Below are 21,703 nucleotides of genomic sequence, written 5' to 3'. Positions count from 1 at the left end.
GGCATGCGTGTGGGGTACGGGAGGGTCTCGACGAGGGACCAGCATGTGGATGCCCAACGGGACGCGCTCTCGGCGGCGGGCTGTGATCAGGTGTACGTGGACTCGGCCTCGGGGAAGCTCGCCTCGCGTCCGGGCCTGGAGAAGGCGCTGCTGTCGGCGAACCGGGCGGGTGATCAGCTGGTGGTGACGAAGCTGGACCGGCTCGGACGGTCGCTGGAGAACCTGATCGAGCTCTCCAAGCAGCTCCAGGCCAAGGGAGTGGACTTGGTGGTGCTGGATCAGGGGATCGACACGTCGACGCCGGTGGGGAAGATGTTCTTCCACATCCTCGGGGCGATCGCGGAGTTCGAGCATGCCCTGATGTCCGAGCGGACCCGGGACGGCCTTGCGGCGGCCCGGGCGCGGGGCCGGACCGGCGGCCAGAAGCCCAAGCTGGGGCCCCGGCAGGTGCGCCTGGCGCGGCAGATGTACGAGGAGACGGGGCCAGACGGCAAGCGGGCGTACACGGTGGAGCAGATCGCGGCCGAGTTCGGCGTCAGCAGGCCCACCATCTACAGGCACCTCTCCAAGGAGGCCGGCCGATGAGTGCGGCGTCCGAGGCTGTGGTTGGGTTGGAGTCTGAGCCGGGTGTGCCGCGCCGCTGCAGGTCTTCCTATTTGCTGACTCAGCGCGGCCGGGTCCCTGGAACGGCGGTGACCATCCTGCCTGGCGCAGAGTCCTGCCTGCGGTGGTGGCCGTGAAGCGGGCTCTTGGACGGGGAGGTTGCGATGGTGCTGCTGGTGGTGGCGCTGCTGCTCGGCGGGTACAGCGCGGGCACGGTGTGGGCGCATGAGGTGGACATCTTCCGCTCGTGGCCCCTGGTGGGGAAGAGGTTCCGGGCGGTGCAGGAGGCGCACTGGCGCAGGCTGCCGTACTGGGTGTTCGTCCCGGTGGGCCTGGGCCTGGTGGTCTCGGCGGTGCTGGTGTGGGTGCATCCGGATGGATCCCCGGTCTGGGGGATCTGGGGATCGCTGGGCTGCCAGGTGCTCTCCGTGGCCCTCACCGGCGGGTTCTGGGGAAGGTGGCAGGCCGCTCTGGCGAAGGACCCGGCCGGTGCCCGGAGCCGCTACCTCGCCCTCATCCTGCGCACGCACTGGGTCCGGACTGGCCTGGTCACGGCGAACGCGCTTGCGCTGTGGGTGATCGTGCTTCCCGGCTGAGGGGTGTCCGGGATGGCGGCGGCAGGATCGGGTGGGAGCGGGCGGACGGTCCGGACTCGTGTCTGGTGACCTGCGTCCCCCCAGACACGCAGGTCGCCGGCCAGGTTGGCTTGTGGGCTCCGGGGAGGCCGCACCGGGACCGTCCATGTCAATTTTTTGATAGTCCTCACTCGGATTATAGGGTCAGGGCGCCTCTTTCGGACAGGCCCTGCTCGGGAGGGGCGTACCCCCGAGCCGAGGGTTCGGGGGTGCGGCGGGTGCCGGGCTCCGGCGGTGCGGCCCCGACGGGCCTGACGAGGGCCGCCGGCCCTGTGCGTCAGGGCGTGCGGGAAGGCGTTCGCTGCCCGTGCGGGGTGGCCACATGCTCCGGGCCGTGCGCTCCTTGGGCCGCGGCCGGGAAGGTTCGCGGCGTTCCTTGCAGCAGGCCCGCTTGTCGGGCCGGTCCTCAGGTGGTGGGTGGGGGGCCGAGGGCCCCGGCGGCGGCCCGGGGCGGTGTGCCCGTTCCGGCGTGGCCTGCCCGGGCGAGCCGCTTGCGGGCCAGGTGTTCGACCAGGACTGGGACGTAGTCCCGGACCGGTCCGACCATCTCCCCGTGGGCCGAGCTGATGGCGGAGGCGACGGCCTCCTCGTCAGCGTCCGGGAACCGGGCGGCCAGGCGTGCGTGGATCTGGGCCAGGGCCTGGGCCTCGGACTGCTGCTCCATCCTCCTATCCTCCTCCCGTCGAGGGCGCTGAGCGAGGGCCCGCCGGGCTGGCAGACTGGTGCCCATGAGTGAGGAGAGCGCGGAGGGGCCGTCGGGGGCGGCGGGGTGGCTTGTGCTGGTGTACAGGGTGCCGGCGGAGCCGACGCGGCACCGTTCCACGGTGTGGCGGCGGCTGAAGTCGATGGGCGCGGTCTACCTGCAGAATTCGGTCGCGGCGATGCCGGCGGGGAAGTCGTCGGAGCATGCGCTGCGGAAGCTGCGCCGGGAGATCGTGGAGATGGAGGGGACGGCGTGGATCCTGCGCGCGGATGCCCTGGTGGGGGGCGCGGAGATCCAGGGGCTGTTCCAGCAGGCCCGGGATGCGGAGTACGAGGAGATCCTGGACAAGTGCGCGGACTTCCACGCGGGGCTGGAGAAGGAGTACGCAGCGGCGCACTTCACCTACGGTGAGCTGGAGGAGAACGAGGTGGAGCTGGTGAAGCTGCGCGGCTGGATGGAGAAGGTGAGGGCGCGCGACGCCTTCGGCGCGCCGCTGCGCCAGAAGACGGAGGAGGCGCTCTCCGCCTGTGCGGAGGCGCTGGAGGCCTATGCTGGCAGGGTCTACGAGGAGGACGGCGAGGGCGCCTGAGCCCGGGCCCGGCGCCCCCGGAGGCGGGGGAGGGCGGGGGCCCGATGGGCCCCCGCCCTCCCTCGCTGCAGGCTCCGGTCAGCGCTGGGGCATCATCCGCCGGATGCTCAGCGGCAGGACGGCCAGGACGACCGCGGGCATGAGCCACCAGCTGGGGACGGCGGCTGCGTGGCTGAGCGCCCAGGTGGCGGCCAGCCCGACGGCGACGGCGGCCGCGACGGTCCAGTCGTCGCCGATGAGGAAGTTCCACCAGAACATTCCGAAGGCCTTGATCTTCTGCATCGTCTCTTCTCTCCTAGTGTGCTGGTGCTGGGTCAGCCGGCCTCGGCGTGCGCGGCCTCGGCTGGGGCGGCCTCGGGAGCGCGCCGGAACGCGGCGACGAACGCGAGGGCCACGAGGAGCACGCCCGGGATGATGGCCAGGAGCGCGGCGTCCGAGCCGGGCCACTGCGCCCCGGCCCCTTCGGCTCCCCAGAAGAGGCCGAAGGAGGTCAGCATGACCCCGACGGCGAACTTCATGGTGTTCTCCGGGACCCGGGACAGGGGTGCCCGCACGGCGAGGCCGGCGACGGCGACGAGGACGACGGCCGCCGCGGCGCCGGCCGATGCGAGCGGGATGTCGTGCTGGTTGCTGCCGAAGGTCAGGGCGATGAAGACCACCTCGAGCCCTTCGAGCAGGACGCCCTTGAAGGAGAGCGTGAAGGCGTACCAGTCCCCGGCCAGGGGCCGCTTCCCGGCCCCGGCCGAGCGGGCTGCCGCGAGCTCTTCGGCGTAGGCGGCGTCCTCGTCGTGGAGGGCCTTGTTGCCGCTGGCGCGCAGGATCGCCTTGCGCAGCCAGCCGATGCCGAAGACGAGCAGGAGGCCGCCGACGACCAGGCGCAGGGCGGTCAGCGGCAGCGCGGTGACCGCGGGGCCGAGGGCGGCGACGATGGCGGCGAGCACGATCAGGGCCGCGGCCATGCCCTTCAGGGCTGAGCGCCAGTCCCTTCCGGTTCCGGCGGCGAGGATGATCGTGAGGGCCTCGACGGCCTCCACCACGCACGCGAGGAACACCGCGGCGAACAATGCGAATCCGGTCACAGGGCAGGCTGCCTTCCTGGGAATGGAACCCTCTGTTCGGGTTCGAATCTAACAGTCGTTGCTTTTGGTTCTTCACCATTGTTGCATGCCCCGGGGTGGGCGTGGCATCCCTGGGGGGAGAGCCTGATTCCCACGCGGGCGCCGCGCTCGAGGCGGGTGGGGCCGTGGAGGCCGGTCAGGAGGCCTGCTTCGGTCCGGACCGCGTGCTCGTAGCCGCGGCCGCGGTAGGCGACGTCGGTCACGACTGCCTGGACGGCGTCGGCTTCGGTGGGGGAGGTGAAGGCGGCCGCGTCGGGGCGGATGATCATGCTCGCCGTCCCGCCCGGGTGGAGGGTGCCGAGGGCCCTGATGCTCAGGGCGATGCTGCCGATGCGGACGGTGGCCCGCTGGCCGTCGGTTCCTGCCACCTGGACCGGGAGTTCCCCGGCGCAGCCGGTGAACCGGGCGACGAAGGCGGTGGCGGGGTTCCGGTAGACCTCCTCGGGCCGGTCCAGCTGGACGAGGCGGCCGTGGTCGAGCACGCCGATGCGGTCTGCGAGGGCGAAGGCCTCGGACTGGTCGTGGGTGATGTAGACGGCGGTCGCGCCGCAGAGCCGGGTCACCCGGGAGATCTCCAGGCGCAGGCGTTCGCGCAGGTCGGCGTCCAGGTTGGACAGGGGCTCGTCGAAGAGCAGCAGCCCGGGCCGGGAGACGATGGCCCGGGCCAGGGCCACGCGCTGCTGCTGGCCGCCGGAGAGGTCGGAGGGGTACCGGCCGGCGTGCTCGGCCAGTCCGACCGATCCCAGGGCCTCGGCCGTGCGGGCGGCGGCCTCGGTGCGGGGCAGCCGGCTGCGCCGGAGCGCGAAGCCGACGTTCTGGGCGACGGTCAGGTGGGGCCAGAGCGCGTAGTCCTGGAAGACCATCCCGAGGTCGCGCCGTTCGGGCGGCAGGTGCGTGCCGGCGTCCTCGACGGTGCGGCCGGCGATCTTCAGCGTCCCGGCGTCGGGGCGCTCGACTCCTGCCAGGGTGCGCAGGAGGGTGGACTTGCCCGACCCGGAGGGCCCGAGCAGGACGAGGAACTCCCCGGGCTCGACCTCGAGGTCGATCCCCGCCAGGGCCCGGACGCTCCCGTAGGACTTCCCGAGGCCGGCCGCCTCGATGCGGTGCCCGCTCATGCGGTGGTTCCGATCCGGCGCCAGCCGGCCGGGGCGAGCAGGGCCCACAGGGCCCAGGCCAGGCCCATGACGGCCAGGGCGAGCAGGACGGCGAGGACTTCCATGGCGGTCCCTCCTCCGTAGTCGTAGTTCGAGAGTGCTTTGGTGATGCCGATCGCCACCGGCGGCTGCCCGGGCGGGTAGAGCAGCTCGGAGACCGGCAGCTCCAGCAGGGTGCCGCCGAAGGTGAGCAGCCACGCCGAGATCAGCGGGCGGGCCAGCAGCGGCAGCGCGGTGCCGGCCCAGGCCCTGGCGGCGCCGGCCCCGTGGACCCGGGCCGCCCGGGGGAGGGAGGCCTGGACCTGGCCGACGGTCCCCACCAGCAGCCTGGTGGTGGAGGGCAGCGCGGTCGCGATGTAGCCCAGCAGCAGCAGCAGCGGGGTGCCGTAGAGGTGGATGCCCAGCGCATCGGCGATCGGGAGGTTGTAGGTGAAGATGTAGCCGGCGGAGAAGACGATGCCGGGCAGTGCCACGGCCGTGAGGAGGAGCAGGTCGAGCACCCGGCGGGAGACCCTGCCCTCCGTGCCGCTGAGCAGCCGGGCTGCGACGAGGGCGAGCAGGACCGCGGCGGTGGCGGTGGCTGCCCCCATCCCGACGGAGAAGAGCAGCGGCCCGTGGAGGGCCGGGCTGCCCACCACCCTCGTGTAGTTCTCCAGGGTGAGGGCGTGGGCCCCGTCGAGGCTCCCCAGGCCGCTGATCACCGATGCGCTCAGGGCGCCGAAGACCGGGACCCCCAGGGAGACGAGCACGACGGCCAGCAGGCCCGCGACGGTCCCGATGCGCTGCCAGGCGCCCAGCGCGTGGCGGCGGGCCCTCCGGCTCCGTCCGGACAGGACCCGGTAGCTGCGCCCGCGCAGGGCCCGGTGCTGGGCGAACACGGCCAGGCCCGCCATGGCCAGCAGGACCCAGCCCACCGCCGCCGCCACCGGGAAGTCCACCGGGAAGGCCTGCACGGCGTTGTAGAGGGTGTAGGTGGCGATCGGGAACTTCGCGTCGTTGGCCAGCGTGGCGGCGACGCCGAAGTCGCTGATCGACTCGGCGAAGACGATCGCGAACGAGGACCACACCGCCGGGGCCAGCAGGGCCGCGGTGACCCGGGCGGCCAGCACGGGGCCGGCGCCGTGGACGCGGGCGGCGGCCGCGAACTCGTCCCCGAGGCCGCGCAGGGCGTCCGAGACCGCCAGGTGCGCGAAGGGCAGGCCCTTGACGGCCAGGACGGCCGTCACGCCCACCGGCCCGTAGACCAGGGCCCGGAGGGCGCCGTCCGGGACGCCGAGGACGTCGAGGACCCCGCCCGGTTCCAGGAGCCGCTCCCAGCCCAGCGCGATCAGGTAGGAGGGGGCGAGCAGGAGGGCGAACATCGACCCGCTCCACAGGCCCCGCAGCGGCACGTCGGTGCGGTTCACGGCCCAGGCTATTGCACTGCCCAGGGCCGTCGCGGCCGCGGCGGCGCCCGTCCCGACGAGCAGGGTGTTCCCGACCGCGGGGAGGAACGTCGGGGTGAGGACCTGCCCGAAGGCGTCCAGGGTGAACCATGCCGGGCCCTGCTCGAACAGGGCCGGGCTGACGGCCACGAGCAGGAACAGGACGATGGGCAGGACCAGGAGGCCGAAGACCGCGATCCAGAACAGGATCCATCCCGTCCGGCCCAGGGATCCGCCGCGGCGCCGGGCGGGGGAGACCCGCCCGGCGCCGAGCGTGGTGGGGAACGCCGTCATCTACTTGATCGCCGAGTCGAACCAGGTGTTGATCTGCCCCTCCAGCGGGCCCCAGAACGCAGGGTCGATCCGCTGGTAGTCGGGCATGGCCGGCAGCGCGGCGGGGGCCTGGACGCCCGGGACGATGGGCCAGTAGAGCGAGTCGCCATGCGGGTCTGCGCTCTGCATGACCTTCTGCCCGGCCGGGGAGAGGACGTAGTCCACGAACTGCCTGGCCTCGGCCTGGACCTCCGCCGGGGCCTTCTTGTCGATCCCGATCACCCCCGGGAGGAGGGTGGCCTTGGGCAGGTAGGCGACCTTCGGGTCGAAGGTGGCGGACTTCTTGGCCTTGAGGACCTCCCCGGCCGCGGCGGAGCTCTGGATGATCCCGTAGTCGATCTGGCCCGTCTCCAGCGCGTGCAGGGTGTCGCCGTTGGTGGGGTAGACGTGCAGGCCGTTGGACTTGAGCTTGGAGAAGTAGGCCTCCCCGGCGGCCATGCCGTTGGACTGGCCCCCGAGCTGGTTCATCATGCCGGCGACGAACGGGAACGTGGGGCCGGACTGCGACGGGTCGTTCATGCCCACCTTGCCCTTGTAGGGGGCGGTGGCCAGGTCGTCGTAGCTGGCCGGCACGGTGCTGGTCCTGGCCGCGTTGTAGATGACCGCCGCCATCACGGTCGTGCTCACCGGGACGTAGGAGTGGTCCGAGGGCCCCAGCTGCTGCCCCGCGGCCGTCAGCGCCGCGCTCGGGGTGTACGGGGCGAGCATGCCCTGCTGGTCCAGCGCCGCGAAGGCCGTGTCGCCGTCAACCCACAGCAGTCCCCACTGCGGGTTGTTCTTCTCCGCCTGGACCTTGGTCAGCAGCGGCCCGGTGGAGTCGTCCACGAGCTTGACCGGGATCCCGGTCGCGGCGCTGAATGCCTTGGTGACATCGGAGTCGTAGCCCTGGGCCGAGTACACCACCAGCGGCACCTCCGCCCCGGTCCCGGCGCTGGACGTGCCGGCCGAGCTGGCCTGAGCCGAGGCTCCGCACCCGGCAAGGGCCACGGCGGCCGCCGCGGCCGCAGCCACGGCCGCGAGGGCACGTGCGTTGATCCTGCCATCCATCATGTCAGCCTCCTGAAAACGGAACTCCCTGTCAGTGCAACGGTCGTTAGATACGCTCCACAGCGGTCGTTAAACTCCGAAGGCACGTCGGTGGCCCTCAGGTGAACGCTCGGCCAACCCTCGGGTCAGGGGCGGTCGCCCGCCGCCCAGGCGCTTCCGGGCGGCCTAGGATCCTGAGCCGATGCAGGACGAACAGGCCTCCGACTCCCCGCCCGCACCGTCCGATGTGTTCCCGCGGACCGGCACCGGCCCTGCCCTCGGCAGCGCCCGCCGGCAGGGATCCGGCCGCCGCCGGCCGCCGGACGATGCCCCCGGGTGGGGGCCCGAGCACGAGGACTACGCCGAGGCGATCCGCACCCTGACCTGGCTGGGGTACTAGCTAGACGGCCCGAGTCCACAGGACGGGGAACCCTGGCCCGCTGCAGCACGTGCCCGGAACGACAGTCCCCCCATCACCGACGCGTGGCATGAGTTGCGCTGGGTTACACGATCGCCACAATGGGGGAGGCTTAGGGATGCCGTCACCTGTGTCGTCTGCGTACCGAGTGGCTGAGATCGAGGGCGAGGATGCGGTCCAGGCTGGCGAACGTCGCGAACTTTCGGCCGGCGGCAAGGTGGAGGTCGGTCTCTATCCGATGCAGCAGCCTCAGCACGGTGCCGGTGTCGAGGTCGGCGGCAAGCGCGTGGTGCATGGCATTGACGGCGTCCTGCGGCACCGGAGCTGCATCGGGCCGGTCCGGGGTATTGAACCGCCATCGGGTGTCAGCCCAGTCTGCGACTTTGTACTGCCAGCGATGCAGGGTCTCTTCTGCGCGGTGCAGGCGGGCTGGTGTCAGTATGGCAGTGCTGGAGTAGGGGAAGCGCAGCAGCGCCAGTCGGAGTCCGAGCGGATCGTAGTCGCTGAGCAGGTCGGAGGCGGAGGGGGCCGGAGTTCCCCGGGTGGGGAACTCCACGGAGGCGATCCGCAGGGTCCGGCCGGGCTCTGGGAGCGGTGCGGTTGCCGGTGCGGGGTCTGCCGGTATCAGCGTGAGGCTGGGTGGCCCTCCCAGCATGGCTGCGGCCTCGGTCGGCGAGGATGTCCGGGCGGAGGGTGCGCGGATCCAGAGTGCCTGCGCCTGGACGCCGCGGCCTGGCACTGGCCCGGCTGCGCTGTCGAGGAGGGCAAGCAGGACCTGGCCGCCCTGCAGCTCTTCGATTGCGCGCCGCAGGACGTCGGCGACGAGCAGCAGCCGCAGGGCGTGGAGGGGGCGGTCGTCGAGGTCCCGTACGTCGATGGCCACCCGCCACATGCCGTGGGCTGCGAGCGTGCCGGACAGCGGCCAGTCAGACATGATGCGGCGTCACCTTCCGTCACTCGTCAGCCTCTGAAGGGGCGGTGCGGCGGCCGGGATCCGGCCCGTCCCGGCGCACGCCGCCGGCGAAGATGAGCACGGCCCAGCCGCCGTATCTGGGATGGAACACGGCCCGGGCGGCGGTGCCCTCCTGCCAGAGTCGGTCGGCCTCGCGGGAGGCGGCCCGGCGGGCGGAGGGGCCTGTGCCGAATGCGAGGACCCGTTCGACTGCTGTCCGGGGCGACGGGGTCATCTCGGCGACCGGCCGGACGGCCGGGCCTCGGCTGGGGTATTCATGCAGGCTTCCTCTCGGTCCGTGCGGCCGGCCATCGGTCATGGACGGGAGCCGGGATGGCTGGCGGAAGGGTTCGGCAGGCGCACGCCTACTCCTCGTCGATCAGCCCGGCACATATCCCGAACTCGTACAGCTCCGCGCCCGCCGCGCACTGGCGGCGGAATGCAGCGCTGTCGCTGCGGGCCAGGGATTCATAGCAGAGCGCGTCGTTCAGCTGCAGTGCTCGTTGCGCCACCGGGCCCAGGGCTCCCACGGGAGCGGTTTCTGCCTCTCGGCGCAGTCCGGCGAACCAGCGGCGCGGCACAGGGTCCGCCGTGGTCTCCTGCAGCGCGGCAAGCAGCAGCGACAGCTCGCCGGCGAGATACTGCTGTGTCACTGTGATCGCCTGTCTCTCCCCTCTCGCCGGGCTCGTGCCGAGGCTGTCGGGCTGTCCTGCCGTGTCTGTTCTGCTGGGGCGCGGTGCCGCCGGCACGACGGTGCGGTGCGCAGGTGTGGATTCATGGGGCAGTGGCTCAGTCCTGCGGGGGCTTCTGGTCGACGGCGACGACGACCCAGCTGCCCCCTTCGCGGCGCAGGAGGTTCCAGCTGCCGGTTGGGGCCTCCAGTACCCGCGTGGCGTCGAGGGCGCCGATCAGTGGCCGGATGACGGCATCGTGGGTGACCACGATGACGGGGCGGGGTGAGTCCCTGTCCACGAGGTCGTCCAGGAGCACGAGGTCGTCCAGTGCCGGGCGGGCCCGCGCCAGGACCGTCTCGGCGGGTTCGACGCCTGGGGCGGCGTCGACGCTTCCGTACTCGGCCTCGACTTCTGCCTTGACCCGTCCGGTCTGGGGACCGTAGTCGCGGTCGTTGAACCTCTCGTCCACGAGGTGGGGGATGCTGGTGGCCTGGGCGATGATCTGGGCCGTGCGGCGCGCCCTCTCGAGGGGGCCCGAGACCACCATTGCTGCCGCCGTGGCCGCCAGATCCCGGGCGAGCCGTTCGGCCTCGGCGATCCCGGCCTCGTCCAGTGCGGGGTCGGCGAGCCCGCGCAGGCGGCCCTGGGCATTCAGGGCGGTCCGCCCGTGGCGGACGAGGTAGAGGTCGTGGGCGGAGGATGCGGAATCGTCGTTCACGGGCTTCCTTCCTTCGGTGAATGGTCGTGCTCGGTTCTGCCTGTCCTCGCGGTAGGCGGTGTAGTTGCCCTGATAGGCGCTGGCGTGCCCTCGGTCGAGCTCGAGGATCCAGTCAGCGGCGTCGTCGAGGAAGCACCGGTCTGCGGTGGCAGCGATCACGGTGCCGGGGTACGCGCGGAGGTGCTGTCCGAGCCAGGCCGCACTGTCTGCGTCGAGGTCGTCGGTGGGCTCGTCGAGCAGCAGCAGGTCTGGCTGGCGCAGCAGCACCCTGCACAGTGCCACACGCTGCCGCTCGCTGCCGGTGAGGCCCCGCACTGGCGTGTGCCCGGGAGGGCAGTGCAGAGCCTGCATGGTCTGGGCGAGGCGTGCGCGGAGGTCCCAGGCTTCGTGCCGGTCGAGCTCGGCCTGCAGGTGGCCGAGTTCGGCGAGTCTGCAGTCGGCTGGGTGGGCGGCGAGTTCGTCGGTGAGGTCCCCGAAGCGCTGCAGCAGCCCCATGGCGCCGCGGACGCCTTCTTCGACGATCTCCTGGACGGATCCGTCCTCGTCCAGGGTGGGCTTGCGGGGGAGCATGCCGACGCTGAGCCCCGGGGCCGTGACCGCATGCCCGGTGGTGGGCTGCGTGATGCCGGCGATGATGCCGAGCAGCGTGGACTTGCCGGGGCCGTCGGGGCCGACGAGCCCGACCTTCGCTCCGGCGGGGAAGCCGAGGGTCACGTTCTCCAGGACGGGCCGGCCGTCCCTGACGGCGCTGACGCGGTCCAGATGGAAGCACAGCTGCTGCGGGGCCACGGTGGTTCCCTGCCTCTCGGACGTTCGTCGTGGCTGTCGGCAGGGACCGTTGGCGGTCGGACCGCGGTTGCGGCGGGCCCCTCCGCCGCTTGATGCTGACAGGGTACGCCCGGCGGCCTCTGGGCGCAGCACCTCGGGGCAGGGCTCGTCCTGCGGGGTCCCGGCCGTGCGGTGGGTGCTCATGGGGAGGGGCTCGGGGAGAGGGCGATGAGGGCGATGACGGCGAGCAGGGTGAGGAACATGTAGGCCATGTAGGCGTCCAGGCGGCCTGACTGCAGGCGCCTGGCCTGCCGGGCGGTCCAGGCCAGCGCGGCTGCGAGGGGCCGGTAGAGGTAGCGTTCGACGACCTCGACCACATCGACGGAGAATCCGAGCCGGGCATGGCCCGGAACGGTGCCGCTGGGCGCGAAGGCTTCCTCCTGCTCGGGTGCCGCCGGCTCGCGGGTGAGCTCGCTGCGGGTCAGCAGCAGGTTGGCCAGGATGCGGCGGACGGGGTTGGCGTAGCCGAACGAGGTGTAGCCGTGGGCGCCGTCGGCGCCGTGCGAGGCGGATGCCCATGCGGGAACCCGGCGCACCCGGAGGAATCCGCGTCCGCTGGCGGCGAGGATGACCAGCCCGACGAGGAGGGCGTAGGCGGGGATGACGATCCACAGCCACGAGGGGGAGAGGGAGGAGAACTCGGGGAAGACCGGCTGCAGGGTCCAGGAGCTGCCCAGGGCGGCGCGGGCGGTGTCGCCGACCAGGGGTCTGAGGCCGTCGGCGACGAAGCCGACCTCCACCGGGGCCAGGGCCGCCCCGGCCAGGCATCCGAGGACGAGGAGCGCGGTGGCGCCCCGGTGGGGGAGGGCATGCTCGCGCTCGGGAGGCGGCCCGTCCGTGCCGGCCGCGGGTCCGAACACGTTCAGCCCGACGAGGCGGACGAAGGCCACTCCGGCGATTCCGATGGAGAGGGCCACGAGGGCCCCGGCGACGGCGGTGCACAGCTGCAGGGCCACGTCCGAGACCCTGAACTGCTGCATCAGGGCCTCCAGCGTGAGCCATTCGGAGGCGAACCCGGCCGTGAACGGGAGCCCGGCCAGGGTCAGTCCTCCCACCAGGAGGCCAGTGCCCGAGAAGGGCATCCGGTGGATGATTCCGCGCAGCCTGTCCAGGTCGGTGGTCCCGGCGCCTTCCTCCACGGCCGAGGCGCTGGTGAACAGCAGCGATTTGGCCAGGGCATGGGCGATCGTCTGGGCAGTGGCGGCGACGAGTCCGGCGGCTTCGAGCTGCTGGCTTCCCACGGTGGCCCCGACCATCGCCGCCCCGAACCCGACGGTGATGATCCCGGCGTTCTCGACGCTGGACCAGGCGATGAGGTGCAGGAGGTCGGCGTGCACGGCCGCGTGGACGATGCCCAGGATCGCGGTGATCCCGCCCAGGACCAGCACGAGGCCGGTGAGCCACACCGGCGGCGCCCCCAGCAGCTGCAGGACGCGCCACATCCCGTAGAAGGCCACGTTCACGGCCGCACCGGCCATCAGGGCCCGGGCTGGTCCGGGCGCTGCCGGGTAGGCCGAGGGCAGCCATACCTGTACCGGCACGAGTCCGGCCTTGACCGCGAACCCGAGCAGCAGCAGGGTGTAGGCGGCCTCTTCCCGGGCACCACCTGTCCCGGAGAGGGCATGGAGGGAGAAGTCCCCGTGTCCGGCGAGCAGGAGGCCACCCAGCAGCAGGGCGGCCCCGCTGGCCTTGCTGAACAGGACCGTGACGACCGAGGCCCGGGCTCGTCCGCTCGAGGCGCGGTCGTAGCCGGCCAGGAGATAGAACGCCACGCCGAGGGCCTCCCAGCCGGCCAGCAGGACCAGCAGGTGGTCGGCCGTGACGATCACTTCCATGCCGAGCAGGGCCAGCGCCATGGCCGCAGGGAGGCGGGGCCGTCGGATCCCGGGCGCGGCGGCGGCCAGGAGCGCCGGGGCCGCGGCGCCGAAGCCGATGGCCAGGAACAGGCCCGAGAGCGGGTCGAGGTGCAGGGAGGCGCCGCCCAGGGGAGCACCCAGGTCGAAGGCCCAGCCAGTGCTGCCGCCTCCGGCGCCCCAGACCCCGGCGGCGAACAGGGCCGCGGAGCTGCCGATGCACAGCAGCAGGGAAAGGGCTGCGGCGATCGAGCCCAGGGGCCTGAAGTGCCCGGGCGGGCCGGCCAGCCATCCGATGAGTACGGCCGCTGCCAGGAGGACGGCGGTGACCTGGAGGATCATGGCCGCCCCGTCCCCGGTCCCACTCTGCCGAGGGCGAGCAGGATCCCGTGGAGGAGGCTGAAGGGCGATGCCGGGGACCCTGGGACCCAGACGTCGACGGGGGTCAGGGCAGCGGCCCCGATCCCGGAGGTGTAGCCCCGGCCGATGAGGCCGCCGCTGGCCGCGTCCGACCCGGCGGCGACCACGACCACCGGCTCGGGCATGGCCTCCCGGGTCCGGGCCACGGCTTCGGCCATTCCTGCCGTGCCGATGCCGGTGATCAGGAGGATGTCCGCGTGCCGGGGGCTGGCGGTGAAGAAGATCCCGAGGCGGTGGACGTCGTAGACGGGATTGAGCAGGGCCTGGACCTCCCATTCGTCGGAGCCGTCCGAGCCGGCGTCGAGGTGGCGGATGTGGACGGAACGGCGCAGGGCCCTGACCTTCGCGTCCAGCGCCTTTCGCAGCAGCGAGGTGCTCTCCTCCGTCTCGCGGATGCTGCCGGCGACGAGCCCGTCCCGGCTCAGGGCGGCCACGCCCGAGCCCGGCAGGGGCCGGAAGACCTTCGGGGCGGTCTCGGCGCAGCGTCGGCAGAGGATGCACCGTCCGCGGTCCAGTTCGGTCCGGCCGGCCTCGAGGCTGATCGCACCGGTGGGGCAGCGGGAGGCAGCCTCCCGGAGCAGGCCCGGGTCCTCGGCGGCTGCGGCATCGTCGTCGACGCCGACTGCGGCGGCGAAGGCGTCGAAGTAGGGGTCAGGCGTGCGCGGCCAGCCCGTGGTGAGCGTCCCGTTGCCGAGGCCGCGGAGGAACCATGGCATCTACATCGCCACCCCGGCGTAGGAGAGCCCGAAGCTGGCCTCGATGAACGGGAAGTCGGTGAAGACGTCCCCGTGGAACACGTCGTGGAAGACGACCAGGTTGTGCAGCGAGGCGGTCCGGGCGAAGCACCTGCGGATCAGGCCGTCGCGCAGGGACAGGGCGTGCAGGACCTCGCCCTGGGCGGATTCGGCCCACCCGAGGCCGTAGGCGTCCCCGGATCCGATCTCGACGGGTTCGGCGAGGCGGTGGTGCCGGTGTGCGCCCTCGAGCAGTGCCAGTGCCCGGCCGATGAGCGCTGCGGAAGTGTCGATCTCGTCCCAGCGCACCTTGAGGCGGGCCAGGACGTCCCCGCCGTCTTCCAGCGCCGGCCCGGTGCCCCCGGCGAGGTCGCCGTAGGAGTCGGTCGGGCGCTCCCATCGGGTGTCCTCGGCGATCCCGCTCGCTCGGGCGAGGGGGCCGGTGGCGGCCCACTCGGAGGCGACTTCTGAGGGCAGCACGCCGGTGCCGCGCAGCCGGTCGAGGAACGAGGGGGTGTCCATGGCCAGCCGGGCGTCCGCGCGGATCCTGGCGTGGAGCAGATCGAGGCGTTCGCGGATCTGCGCCGGGGCGAGGGCCGGTTCGGCCCGGACTCCTCCGGGGATGACCACGCCGCGCCCGAACCGGCTCCCGCACATCTCGGACACCAGGCGCATGGTGGCCTCCTTGTGCCAGGCGAACCGGCTGGTGGCGACAGCCAGGCCTGCGGCGTCGGCCAGGCGCATCGCCACGTCCAGGTGGTTGGCGATCCGCTCGAGTTCGGCGTACACGAGACGGATCAGCCCGGCCCGTGGCGGGACCTGGACCCCGGCGGCGGACTCGGCGGCGTGGCTGAACGCCAGGGCATGGGCGACCGAGGAGATGCCTTCGACACGTTCGGCGACCAGGACCCCGTCCTCCACCCCGAGCTGTTCGAACCGCTTGGCCACCCCGCGGTGCTTGTAGTGGGGCCGGATGTTCAGGTGGGGGATGTCCTCTCCCGGGGTCTCGATGAGGAACTCGACTGATTCGAACACTCCCGAGCGCACCGGGCCCAGGGTCACGGCGAACATCCCGTGCCCGGCGACATCGACCGGCCCGGGGGTGGCCGCGTGCCGGAGCAGGGCCGGGTGGGCGCGGTGGCCGGGGCGGGGGACCTCGCTGCCCTCCTCGAGGGGCAGCAGCAGCGGCTCCGGCCGGGGATGCCCCAGCGGCCGGACCCCGGAGAGGTCCTGGAGGGCCCGCTCGTACCAGAATGCCGGCTTCACCTCGGGGGTCAGGGAAGCATACGCGAGCTGGCCTGCGCCGTCCGGGCGGATGAGGGTGCGGACCTCCTCGAAGCCGCCCGGGACGGCCAGCAGCGCCGTCAGCAGGCAGCCCCCGGCCGCGTCCATCCCGTACAGGCCGGCGAAACGGGCCCCCCCGGCCAGGCCCTGGAGGATCCGGGCCCTCCAGGCGGAGACCTCCACGGCTTCCGCGCCCACTGCGGTGAGGCTCATCGGGCCACCTGCAGTTCCCGCACGGCCTGGTCCAGCAGTGCACTCAGGGCCTCGGGAGGGTGCACCCCCAGCAGGACCAGGACGGCCAGGGCGGCCGCCACGGGCACCACCATGGCGGGGCCGGGCTCCCCGGGGGCGGGGGAGGGGATGGCCGATGCCGGGCGGAAGAGCGCGTCCGTCGTCGCTGCCGCCAGGCCGAAGAAGGCCAGGGTGAGCAGGACGACCAGGAGGACAGCGGCCGCATTGCCCGGGTCCTGCAGGCCGCCGGCGACGATGAGGAACTCGCTGCGGAAGATCCCGAAGGGCGGGGCCGCCGACAGGGCCAGCACCGCGGCCAGGAACAGCGGCCCGCTCCAGGGCAGGACCCGGGCGGCGTCACGGATCCGGTCGAGGTCCTTCGTCCCGTAGACGCGCACGATCGCCCCGGCACCCATGAACGCCGCGCCCTTGGCCGCGGCATGGGCGAGCACATGGAGCAGCACGCCGGACAGGGCCAGAGGGGCCCCGAAGCTCAGCCCGACTGCGAGGATGCCCATGTGCTCGATGCTGGAGTAGGCCAGCATCCGCTTCAGGTTCCCCTGCTGCAGCAGGTACAGGGCCGCCAGCAGCAGCGAGGCGAGTCCGAAGACGGCCAGGACCTGGGCGGGCCACCCGGCCCCCAGCGTCCCGGCAGCGATCTGGTAGTAGCGCACGATCGCGTAGAAGCTGGTGGCCAGCAGGGCACCGGACAGGAGCGCCGAGACCGGCGTCGGAGCCTCCGAATGGGCGTCGGGCAGCCAGGTGTGCACCGGGAAGAGCCCGACCTTGGTCCCGTACCCCACCACGGCCAGGACGAAGGCCAGCTGCACGGGGGTGGCGGGCAGGCTGCGGGCGGCCCGCAGGAGCGGGTCGAAGGCCAGGTCGTACGACGGGCCCAGGGGCTGGGAGCCGGCGTAGTACATGACGATGGTCGCCAGCAGCGCTATCCCCAGGCCCGAGGAGGCGATCAGCACGTACTTCCAGGCCGCCTCGGTCGCCCCCTCGGTGTTGTCGATGGCCACGAGCAGGGCCGAGACGACTGTGGTGACCTCCACCGCGACCCACAGCAGGGCCAGCCCGTCGACCAGGGGCGCGCAGAGCATCGACCACGCGAAGACGTTCAGGCCGATGTGGTAGCGGCGGCTGTACGCGGCGAAGGCCGCCAGCTCCTCGCCGCCGGCCGCCCGGGCGGCCCGGGCCTCCGCGGCCAGATACCCCGAGGAGTAGAGGGCGGTGGCCGCGTAGAGGAAGGCCGTGGCCAGGAGGAAGACCACCGAGAGCGCATCGGCGCGCAGGAACCCGCCGACGCGAACCGGCCCCGCCGCGGCCGCGGGCACCAGGGCCAGGGCCAGGGCCAGCGACACGGCCCCGGCCCCGGCCGTCACCGCCGCGCTGACGCGGTGCGGGGCGAGCAGCGGCACCGCTGCCGCCAGCAGCGGCACGCCCATCAGCAGGATCACGGCAGCGCCCATCTCAGCCCCTCAGCCTGTCCAGCATCTCGGTCGAGAGGGACCTCGTGCGCCGGTGGTGCAGGCGCATGAGCACCCCGAACACGACCACCGCCACCAGCAGGTCGAACAGGAACGCGACCTCCAGAATCAGCGGCAGGCCCGCAGCCACCACCAGGCTCACCATCGACACCCCGTTCTCCAGGGAGAAGAAGCCGATGGCCTGGCTCACCACGTCGCGCCGGAGGATCATCAGCACGAAGGAGACCAGCACCACCGCGAAGGCCAGGCTCAGGGCCGACACGGGGAGCACGTCCGAGGCGATGCCCAGCGAGCCGACCGTGAAGAACCCGAAGGCCGCCACGACGATCGAGACCACGACCTCGCTCGCGACCCCCAGCGCACCGCTGCCGGCGATCTCCGTGCGCGCGTCGCGCAGCAGCCGCAGCACCACCAGCGGCACCACGAACGCCTTCAGCGCCAGCGACAGCCCGGCCAGGACGTAGAGCTCCGGGATGCCCCGCCCGGCCGCCACCGCGGCCGCGAGCAGGCTCACCGCCACCGACTGCCCCGCGTAGAGCCGCACCTGCGCCCGCAGCAGGGCAGCCCGCAGCATCCCGAACTCGAGCAGGAGCACCACGACAGCGATCGCGTTCGCCACCCCCTCGAACACCGGCGGCGCGGCCACGCCCGAGGCCTGGAACGGGACCTGCTGGAACAGGGCCTGGAGCGGCATCCTCACCCACCTCCGAGGTAGAGGGTGAACACTGCGAGGACGACCAGCAGGAACGCCGCGGCGACGAATTCGGTGATCTTGAACAGGCGCAGCTTCGCGAAGGTGCTGTCGATGAGTGCCACCGCGGCGCCCAGCACCAGTGCCTTCGCGGCCAGCGCGACCACGGCGACCGCCACCGCACCTGCACTGGTGTCCGAGGCCAGCCCCCAAGGGGCGACGAACACGTTCAGGAAGATCACGTACAGGACCAGCTGCTTCACCTGGGACCCCCACCTCAGCAGGGCCAGGTACGGGCCGGAGTGCTCGAACGGGCGGGCCTCCTCGATCATCCCCAGCTCGGTGGTCCCGGTGTGGGTCTCGATCGGGATGCGCCCGGTCTCGAACAGGATCACCATGAACAGGGCGGCCGAGGCGAGCAGGTGCGCAGGGCGGACGATCTGGGCGGGACCGCTGGCCACGGTGGCGGCGAGCACGTAGGGAAGGTCCGTGGAGGTCAGCAGGGCCACGGTGAAGACCACCATCAGCACCACGGGCTCGGTGATCGCCCCGAAGGCCTTCGCCCTGCTCGAGCCGAGCTGGGCGTAGGCGCTCCCCGTCCCCGCGGCCGCGGCGGCGACCATGAAGCTGGCCAGGGCGAGGATGAACCCGCCGCCGAGGATGTCCCCCATGCTGCCCAGCGGAAGCGCGTAGCTGGTCAGCACCGGGATCAGCAGCGGGACCGTCAGGTAGCAGGAGAACGCCAGGAAGGGCGCCAGGAGGAAGAGGAAGCCCGCCCCGTGCGGCGCCAGCGACTCCTTGGCGAACAGCTTGGCCAGGTCGAAGTAGGGCTGGAGGACCCGCGGGCCCCGGCGCCCCTGGAAGCGCGCCTCGATCTGCGCGATCGCCCCGGAGAGCCCCGGCGCCCCGAGGGCAACGGTGAGGACCTGCAGGGCCTGGATCAGGGGCAGCGGCAGCGTCATCGCGACAGCCCCCGGGGCCCGGTCCCGGGCGGAAACGGGCGAGCTCTAGCCATGGGATTCCTCCTGCAGCGCATGCCTGTGCCTCGCGGTCACAGGGGCTATCAGCATCGCTGCGGTTCGGGCCCAGGGCCCCGGCGAGCTCCATCGCCGTGCCGCCCAGTAGACCATGCCCGTTCTGGACCGGTCAATGAGCCGCAGTGCCTCCCTGTGGAATGCCGCTCAGCCTCACCCCGCGGATCCCCGGACCTCCCCTGAGCACGGGGGAGCAGCCGCTCGTCCCTGCCCTCGCAGAAGGCGCCGGCCGCAATCCGCCTCTGGCGTCGCGCACGCCCCCTGCTACAATCCAATCGGGCGATGGACCTCGCCCCGGCCGCCGGAGCGGCCGAGACCGCCGCACGGCTTATGGGTCCTTCCGATTCCGAGGGAAGGACCGCCCGCGGTGAAGACCCCATCCTCCTCCCGACCGGCCGCCGGTGCGACGGAGCCTGCCATCCCTCCCGTGCCCGAGGGAGAGGCCGAGAGCAGCCTCCTCTTCGCGACGCATTCACCCAGGCCGCCGACGGTACCGGACGGGTCCGCGTTCCTCGAGGACCTGCACCTCGGGCACATCATCGACGCGGTCCTGGCCGGGAGGGCGCAGTACGACCTCAGAGGATCCTTCCTGGCCCCCCTGGGCGACGAGGACGCCGTCGCGTACCGGCACGAGGTCTTCAGGGACCTGGAAGAACCGGGCCTGCGCAGGGGCGTGGAGTCCTTCGCCGCCTCCATGCGCTCGGTGCGCTCCGCCCTGGAGCAGGCAGGCAAGCTCCACTACCGGCGGCAGCGCCAAGCCTGGTCCCTGGACGCGGCGGTGCTCTACACGGACGCCGTCCTCGCCCTGGCCCGCACCCTGGAGGCCGGACCGAGGTCGAGGGCGCTGACGGGCTTCTCCGCCCGGCTCGCCGACTACGCCGGATCCGCCGGCTTCGCCGCGCTGCGCGAGGAGGGCCGGTCGGTCCGCGAGGGCCTGGGCCGGGTCCGGTACCTGCTGCAGATCAAGGGCCCCACCGTCACCGTGCGCGCCTACGCCGGGGAGGAGGACTACAACGCCCGGGTCCGGGACACCTTCGCCCGCTTCGAGCAGCCCGAGGACGCCGAGCACGTGGAGCAGCGGTCCTCGTCCGTGGACATGGACCACGTCGAGGCGCAGGTCCTGGACATGGTCGCGGGCCTGTTCCCGGACGAGTTCGCCAACCTCGATGCCTTCACCGCGACCTACGAGCGCTTCATCGCGCCCCTGCTGGCACAGTTCGACCGGGATGCCCAGTTCTACCTGGCCTGGCTCGAGCACACCGAGGCCCTGGCCCGGGACGGCCTGCCCTTCTGCTACCCGGACGTGGGCCGGGAATCCAAGGAGGTGCACGTGCAGGACGCGTTCGACCTGGCCTTGGCACACGGCGCCCGGGGCGCGGACCCGCCCCGGGCGATCGTGCTGAACCCCATCGACCTGGACGACGGCGAGCGGATCATGGTCGTCGCCGGCCCGAACCAGGGCGGGAAGACGACCTACGCCAGGGCCTTCGGGCAGCTGCACTTCCTGGGCGCCCTCGGCCTGACCGTCCCCGCCCGCCGGGCACAGCTGTTCCTGCCCGACGCCGTGTACACGCACTTCGAACGCGGCGAGTCCCACACCGACACGGTCGGCAAGCTCCACGAGGAGCTCCTGGACGTGCGCGCCACCCTCGCCGCCGCCACCGGGGACAGCGTGATCGTGCTGAACGAGATCTTCACCTCCACCTCCCTCGAGGACGCCGTCTACCTCGGCTCCAGAGTCATCGAGCGCATCGACGCGCTCGGGGCCCTGTGCGTGTGCGTGACCTTCGTGGAGGAGCTCGCCGACGCCAGCGAGGCCACCGTGAGCATCTCCACCCGCGCCGACCCCGACGACCCTACGGCCAGGACCTTCGAATTCGTCCGCCGCCGGCCCGACGGGCTCGCCCACGCCGTGGCCCTGGCCCGCAGGCACCGGCTCGACTACGAGACCCTCCGGGGGAGGCTGACGCGATGAAGACCCACCTGCTCCATCCCGAGCGCAGCCACTTCCGTCCCCGCGAGAAGCTCCAGCCGCTCGAGCGCGACCTGGCCGTTGACCTCGAACTCGGCCCCATCCTGGACGCCATGGCCGACGGGGACGACTTCGTGCGCGCCGTCTCCCGCACCATCCTGCTCTCGGCCCCCTGCGACCCTGACGTCCTCGTGCACCGGCAGCGGGTCCTGGCGGACTTCCTGTCCGCGCCGGGCCTCGCCCGGGACCTCTACCGGCTCGCCGTCGAGGCCCTCGAGGCGGACCGGCACGTCTACCGCAGCATCTTCGAACGCTACCCCGACGGCATCATCAGACGCTCGACCCAGTCCCTCCAGCTGCAGTTCGACAGGCTGCGGCACCTGCGGGCCATGGCCGACGCCAACAGCGGAGCTGTCCGCTCGCCCGCCCTGCGGGACTTCTTCGACACCATCCGCGCCCAGCTGGACGAGGAATTCTTCGACGATGCTGCCGCGCACCTGAAGCACCTGAAGCCCTACGGCACCACCCTGGCCAGCGCCCGCCTGGCCCAGGGCCTCAAGGGCGCCGACTACACCCTCCGCGCCCCCGGCCCGCCCGAGCCCTGGTGGCGCCGGCTGCTCGCGTACCTGGGCCTGACGGTGGACCCGTTCACCTTCCGCATCCCGGACCGGGACGAAGGCGGGCACCGGGCACTGTCCGAGCTGAAGGACCGTGCCATGGCCGGCGCCGCCAACAGCCTCGCCCAGGCAGACGACCACATCGTCGCCTTCTTCGAGGACCTGCGCACCGAGGCCGCCTTCTACCTCGGCTGCCTGAACC

22 protein-coding genes and 1 riboswitch are annotated in these 21,703 nt (G+C 72.4%); of the genes, 6 read left to right on the top strand and 16 right to left on the bottom strand.

The window, feature by feature from the left end; all coding sequences use genetic code 11:
• On the top strand, window positions 1–585 hold a 585-nt coding region (locus V7053_RS11795), incomplete at its 5' end, for a recombinase family protein (protein ID WP_443022611.1).
• Between the two features lie 182 nt (window positions 586–767).
• Window positions 768–1,199, top strand: a complete 432-nt coding sequence (locus tag V7053_RS11790; protein WP_334172466.1) for a hypothetical protein — start codon at window positions 768–770, stop codon at window positions 1,197–1,199.
• Between the two features lie 445 nt (window positions 1,200–1,644).
• Here the strand turns inward: V7053_RS11790 and V7053_RS11785 are convergent, their stop codons facing one another.
• The gene (locus V7053_RS11785) at window positions 1,645–1,902 is read right to left on the bottom strand and encodes a three-helix bundle dimerization domain-containing protein (protein ID WP_334172465.1); all 258 of its coding nucleotides are present in this window, start codon (window positions 1,900–1,902) and stop codon (window positions 1,645–1,647) included.
• Between the two features lie 64 nt (window positions 1,903–1,966).
• Here V7053_RS11785 and V7053_RS11780 point away from each other — a divergent pair, with 64 nt between their 5' ends.
• A complete protein-coding gene (locus V7053_RS11780) occupies window positions 1,967–2,530 on the top strand; it encodes a Chromate resistance protein ChrB (RefSeq protein WP_334172464.1) in 564 nt (187 codons plus the stop codon).
• A 78-nt stretch (window positions 2,531–2,608) separates the two neighbouring features.
• On the opposite strand, the gene V7053_RS11775 is transcribed toward V7053_RS11780, so the two are convergent.
• The 5 genes from V7053_RS11775 to V7053_RS11755 are packed head-to-tail and all read right to left on the bottom strand — an operon-like array spanning window position 2,609 to window position 7,609.
• Window positions 2,609–2,812 carry a hypothetical protein gene (locus V7053_RS11775; protein WP_334172463.1) on the bottom strand — a complete coding sequence of 68 codons (204 nt, stop codon included), beginning with the start codon at window positions 2,810–2,812 and terminating at the stop codon, window positions 2,609–2,611.
• Between the two features lie 32 nt (window positions 2,813–2,844).
• Window positions 2,845–3,609 (bottom strand): hypothetical protein, encoded by a 765-nt coding sequence (locus V7053_RS11770; protein WP_334172462.1) that lies wholly within the window; start codon window positions 3,607–3,609, stop codon window positions 2,845–2,847.
• Window positions 3,606–4,763, bottom strand: a complete 1,158-nt coding sequence (locus V7053_RS11765; protein WP_334172461.1) for an ABC transporter ATP-binding protein — start codon at window positions 4,761–4,763, stop codon at window positions 3,606–3,608. Before V7053_RS11765 ends, V7053_RS11770 begins: the two co-directional genes overlap by 4 nt.
• The gene (locus tag V7053_RS11760) at window positions 4,760–6,520 is read right to left on the bottom strand and encodes an ABC transporter permease (protein WP_334172460.1); all 1,761 of its coding nucleotides are present in this window, start codon (window positions 6,518–6,520) and stop codon (window positions 4,760–4,762) included. Before V7053_RS11760 ends, V7053_RS11765 begins: the two co-directional genes overlap by 4 nt.
• The gene (locus V7053_RS11755; protein WP_334172459.1) at window positions 6,521–7,609 is read right to left on the bottom strand and encodes an ABC transporter substrate-binding protein; all 1,089 of its coding nucleotides are present in this window, start codon (window positions 7,607–7,609) and stop codon (window positions 6,521–6,523) included. It lies immediately after the preceding gene.
• Between the two features lie 178 nt (window positions 7,610–7,787).
• On the opposite strand from V7053_RS11755, the gene V7053_RS11750 reads away from it, so the two are divergent.
• On the top strand, window positions 7,788–7,985 hold the full coding sequence (locus tag V7053_RS11750; protein WP_334172458.1) for a hypothetical protein: 198 nt from the start codon (window positions 7,788–7,790) through the stop codon (window positions 7,983–7,985).
• A gap of 142 nt (window positions 7,986–8,127) precedes the next feature.
• Here V7053_RS11750 and V7053_RS11745 read toward each other — a convergent pair whose 3' ends face one another.
• From V7053_RS11745 to V7053_RS11700, 10 genes are all read right to left on the bottom strand, one after another.
• Window positions 8,128–8,937: a hypothetical protein gene (locus tag V7053_RS11745; RefSeq protein WP_334172457.1), complete on the bottom strand. Its 810-nt coding sequence runs from the start codon at window positions 8,935–8,937 to the stop codon at window positions 8,128–8,130.
• Between the two features lie 19 nt (window positions 8,938–8,956).
• On the bottom strand, window positions 8,957–9,190 hold the full coding sequence (locus V7053_RS11740; protein WP_334172456.1) for a hypothetical protein: 234 nt from the start codon (window positions 9,188–9,190) through the stop codon (window positions 8,957–8,959).
• 130 nt (window positions 9,191–9,320) lie between these two features.
• A complete protein-coding gene (locus V7053_RS11735) occupies window positions 9,321–9,608 on the bottom strand; it encodes a hypothetical protein (RefSeq protein ID WP_334172455.1) in 288 nt (95 codons plus the stop codon).
• A 136-nt stretch (window positions 9,609–9,744) separates the two neighbouring features.
• Complete coding sequence (locus V7053_RS11730) at window positions 9,745–11,136, bottom strand: histidine phosphatase family protein (RefSeq protein ID WP_334172454.1); 1,392 nt, start codon at window positions 11,134–11,136, stop codon at window positions 9,745–9,747.
• 179 nt (window positions 11,137–11,315) lie between these two features.
• Entirely contained in the window at window positions 11,316–13,370 is a 2,055-nt protein-coding gene (locus V7053_RS11725; RefSeq protein ID WP_334172453.1) for a proton-conducting transporter transmembrane domain-containing protein, read from the bottom strand.
• The gene (locus V7053_RS11720) at window positions 13,367–14,164 is read right to left on the bottom strand and encodes a hypothetical protein (protein WP_334172452.1); all 798 of its coding nucleotides are present in this window, start codon (window positions 14,162–14,164) and stop codon (window positions 13,367–13,369) included. The genes V7053_RS11725 and V7053_RS11720 overlap by 4 nt, the downstream gene beginning before the upstream one ends.
• A complete protein-coding gene (locus V7053_RS11715; RefSeq protein ID WP_334172451.1) occupies window positions 14,165–15,679 on the bottom strand; it encodes a hydrogenase large subunit in 1,515 nt (504 codons plus the stop codon). It lies immediately after the preceding gene.
• Window positions 15,676–17,169 carry a proton-conducting transporter transmembrane domain-containing protein gene (locus tag V7053_RS11710; protein ID WP_334172450.1) on the bottom strand — a complete coding sequence of 498 codons (1,494 nt, stop codon included), beginning with the start codon at window positions 17,167–17,169 and terminating at the stop codon, window positions 15,676–15,678. Before V7053_RS11710 ends, V7053_RS11715 begins: the two co-directional genes overlap by 4 nt.
• Window position 17,170: 1 nt before the next feature.
• A complete protein-coding gene (locus tag V7053_RS11705) occupies window positions 17,171–17,881 on the bottom strand; it encodes a hypothetical protein (protein ID WP_334172449.1) in 711 nt (236 codons plus the stop codon).
• 2 nt (window positions 17,882–17,883) lie between these two features.
• Complete coding sequence (locus tag V7053_RS11700) at window positions 17,884–18,840, bottom strand: respiratory chain complex I subunit 1 family protein (RefSeq protein ID WP_334172448.1); 957 nt, start codon at window positions 18,838–18,840, stop codon at window positions 17,884–17,886.
• An 85-nt stretch (window positions 18,841–18,925) separates the two neighbouring features.
• Window positions 18,926–18,998: riboswitch (Fluoride riboswitch) on the bottom strand.
• 281 nt (window positions 18,999–19,279) lie between these two features.
• Here V7053_RS11700 and V7053_RS11695 point away from each other — a divergent pair.
• Entirely contained in the window at window positions 19,280–20,887 is a 1,608-nt protein-coding gene (locus tag V7053_RS11695; protein ID WP_334172447.1) for a MutS-related protein, read from the top strand.
• The coding region (locus V7053_RS11690; protein ID WP_334172446.1) for a hypothetical protein at window positions 20,884–21,703 on the top strand (820 nt) is incomplete at its 3' end. The genes V7053_RS11695 and V7053_RS11690, both read left to right, overlap by 4 nt.

Origin of the sequence: Sinomonas sp., assembly GCF_036848755.1 — a bacterium.
GTDB lineage: Bacteria > Actinomycetota > Actinomycetes > Actinomycetales > Micrococcaceae > Sinomonas.
The sequence above is the reverse complement of the archived record's forward strand: the minus strand, read 5'-3'. Positions and strand labels throughout refer to the sequence as shown.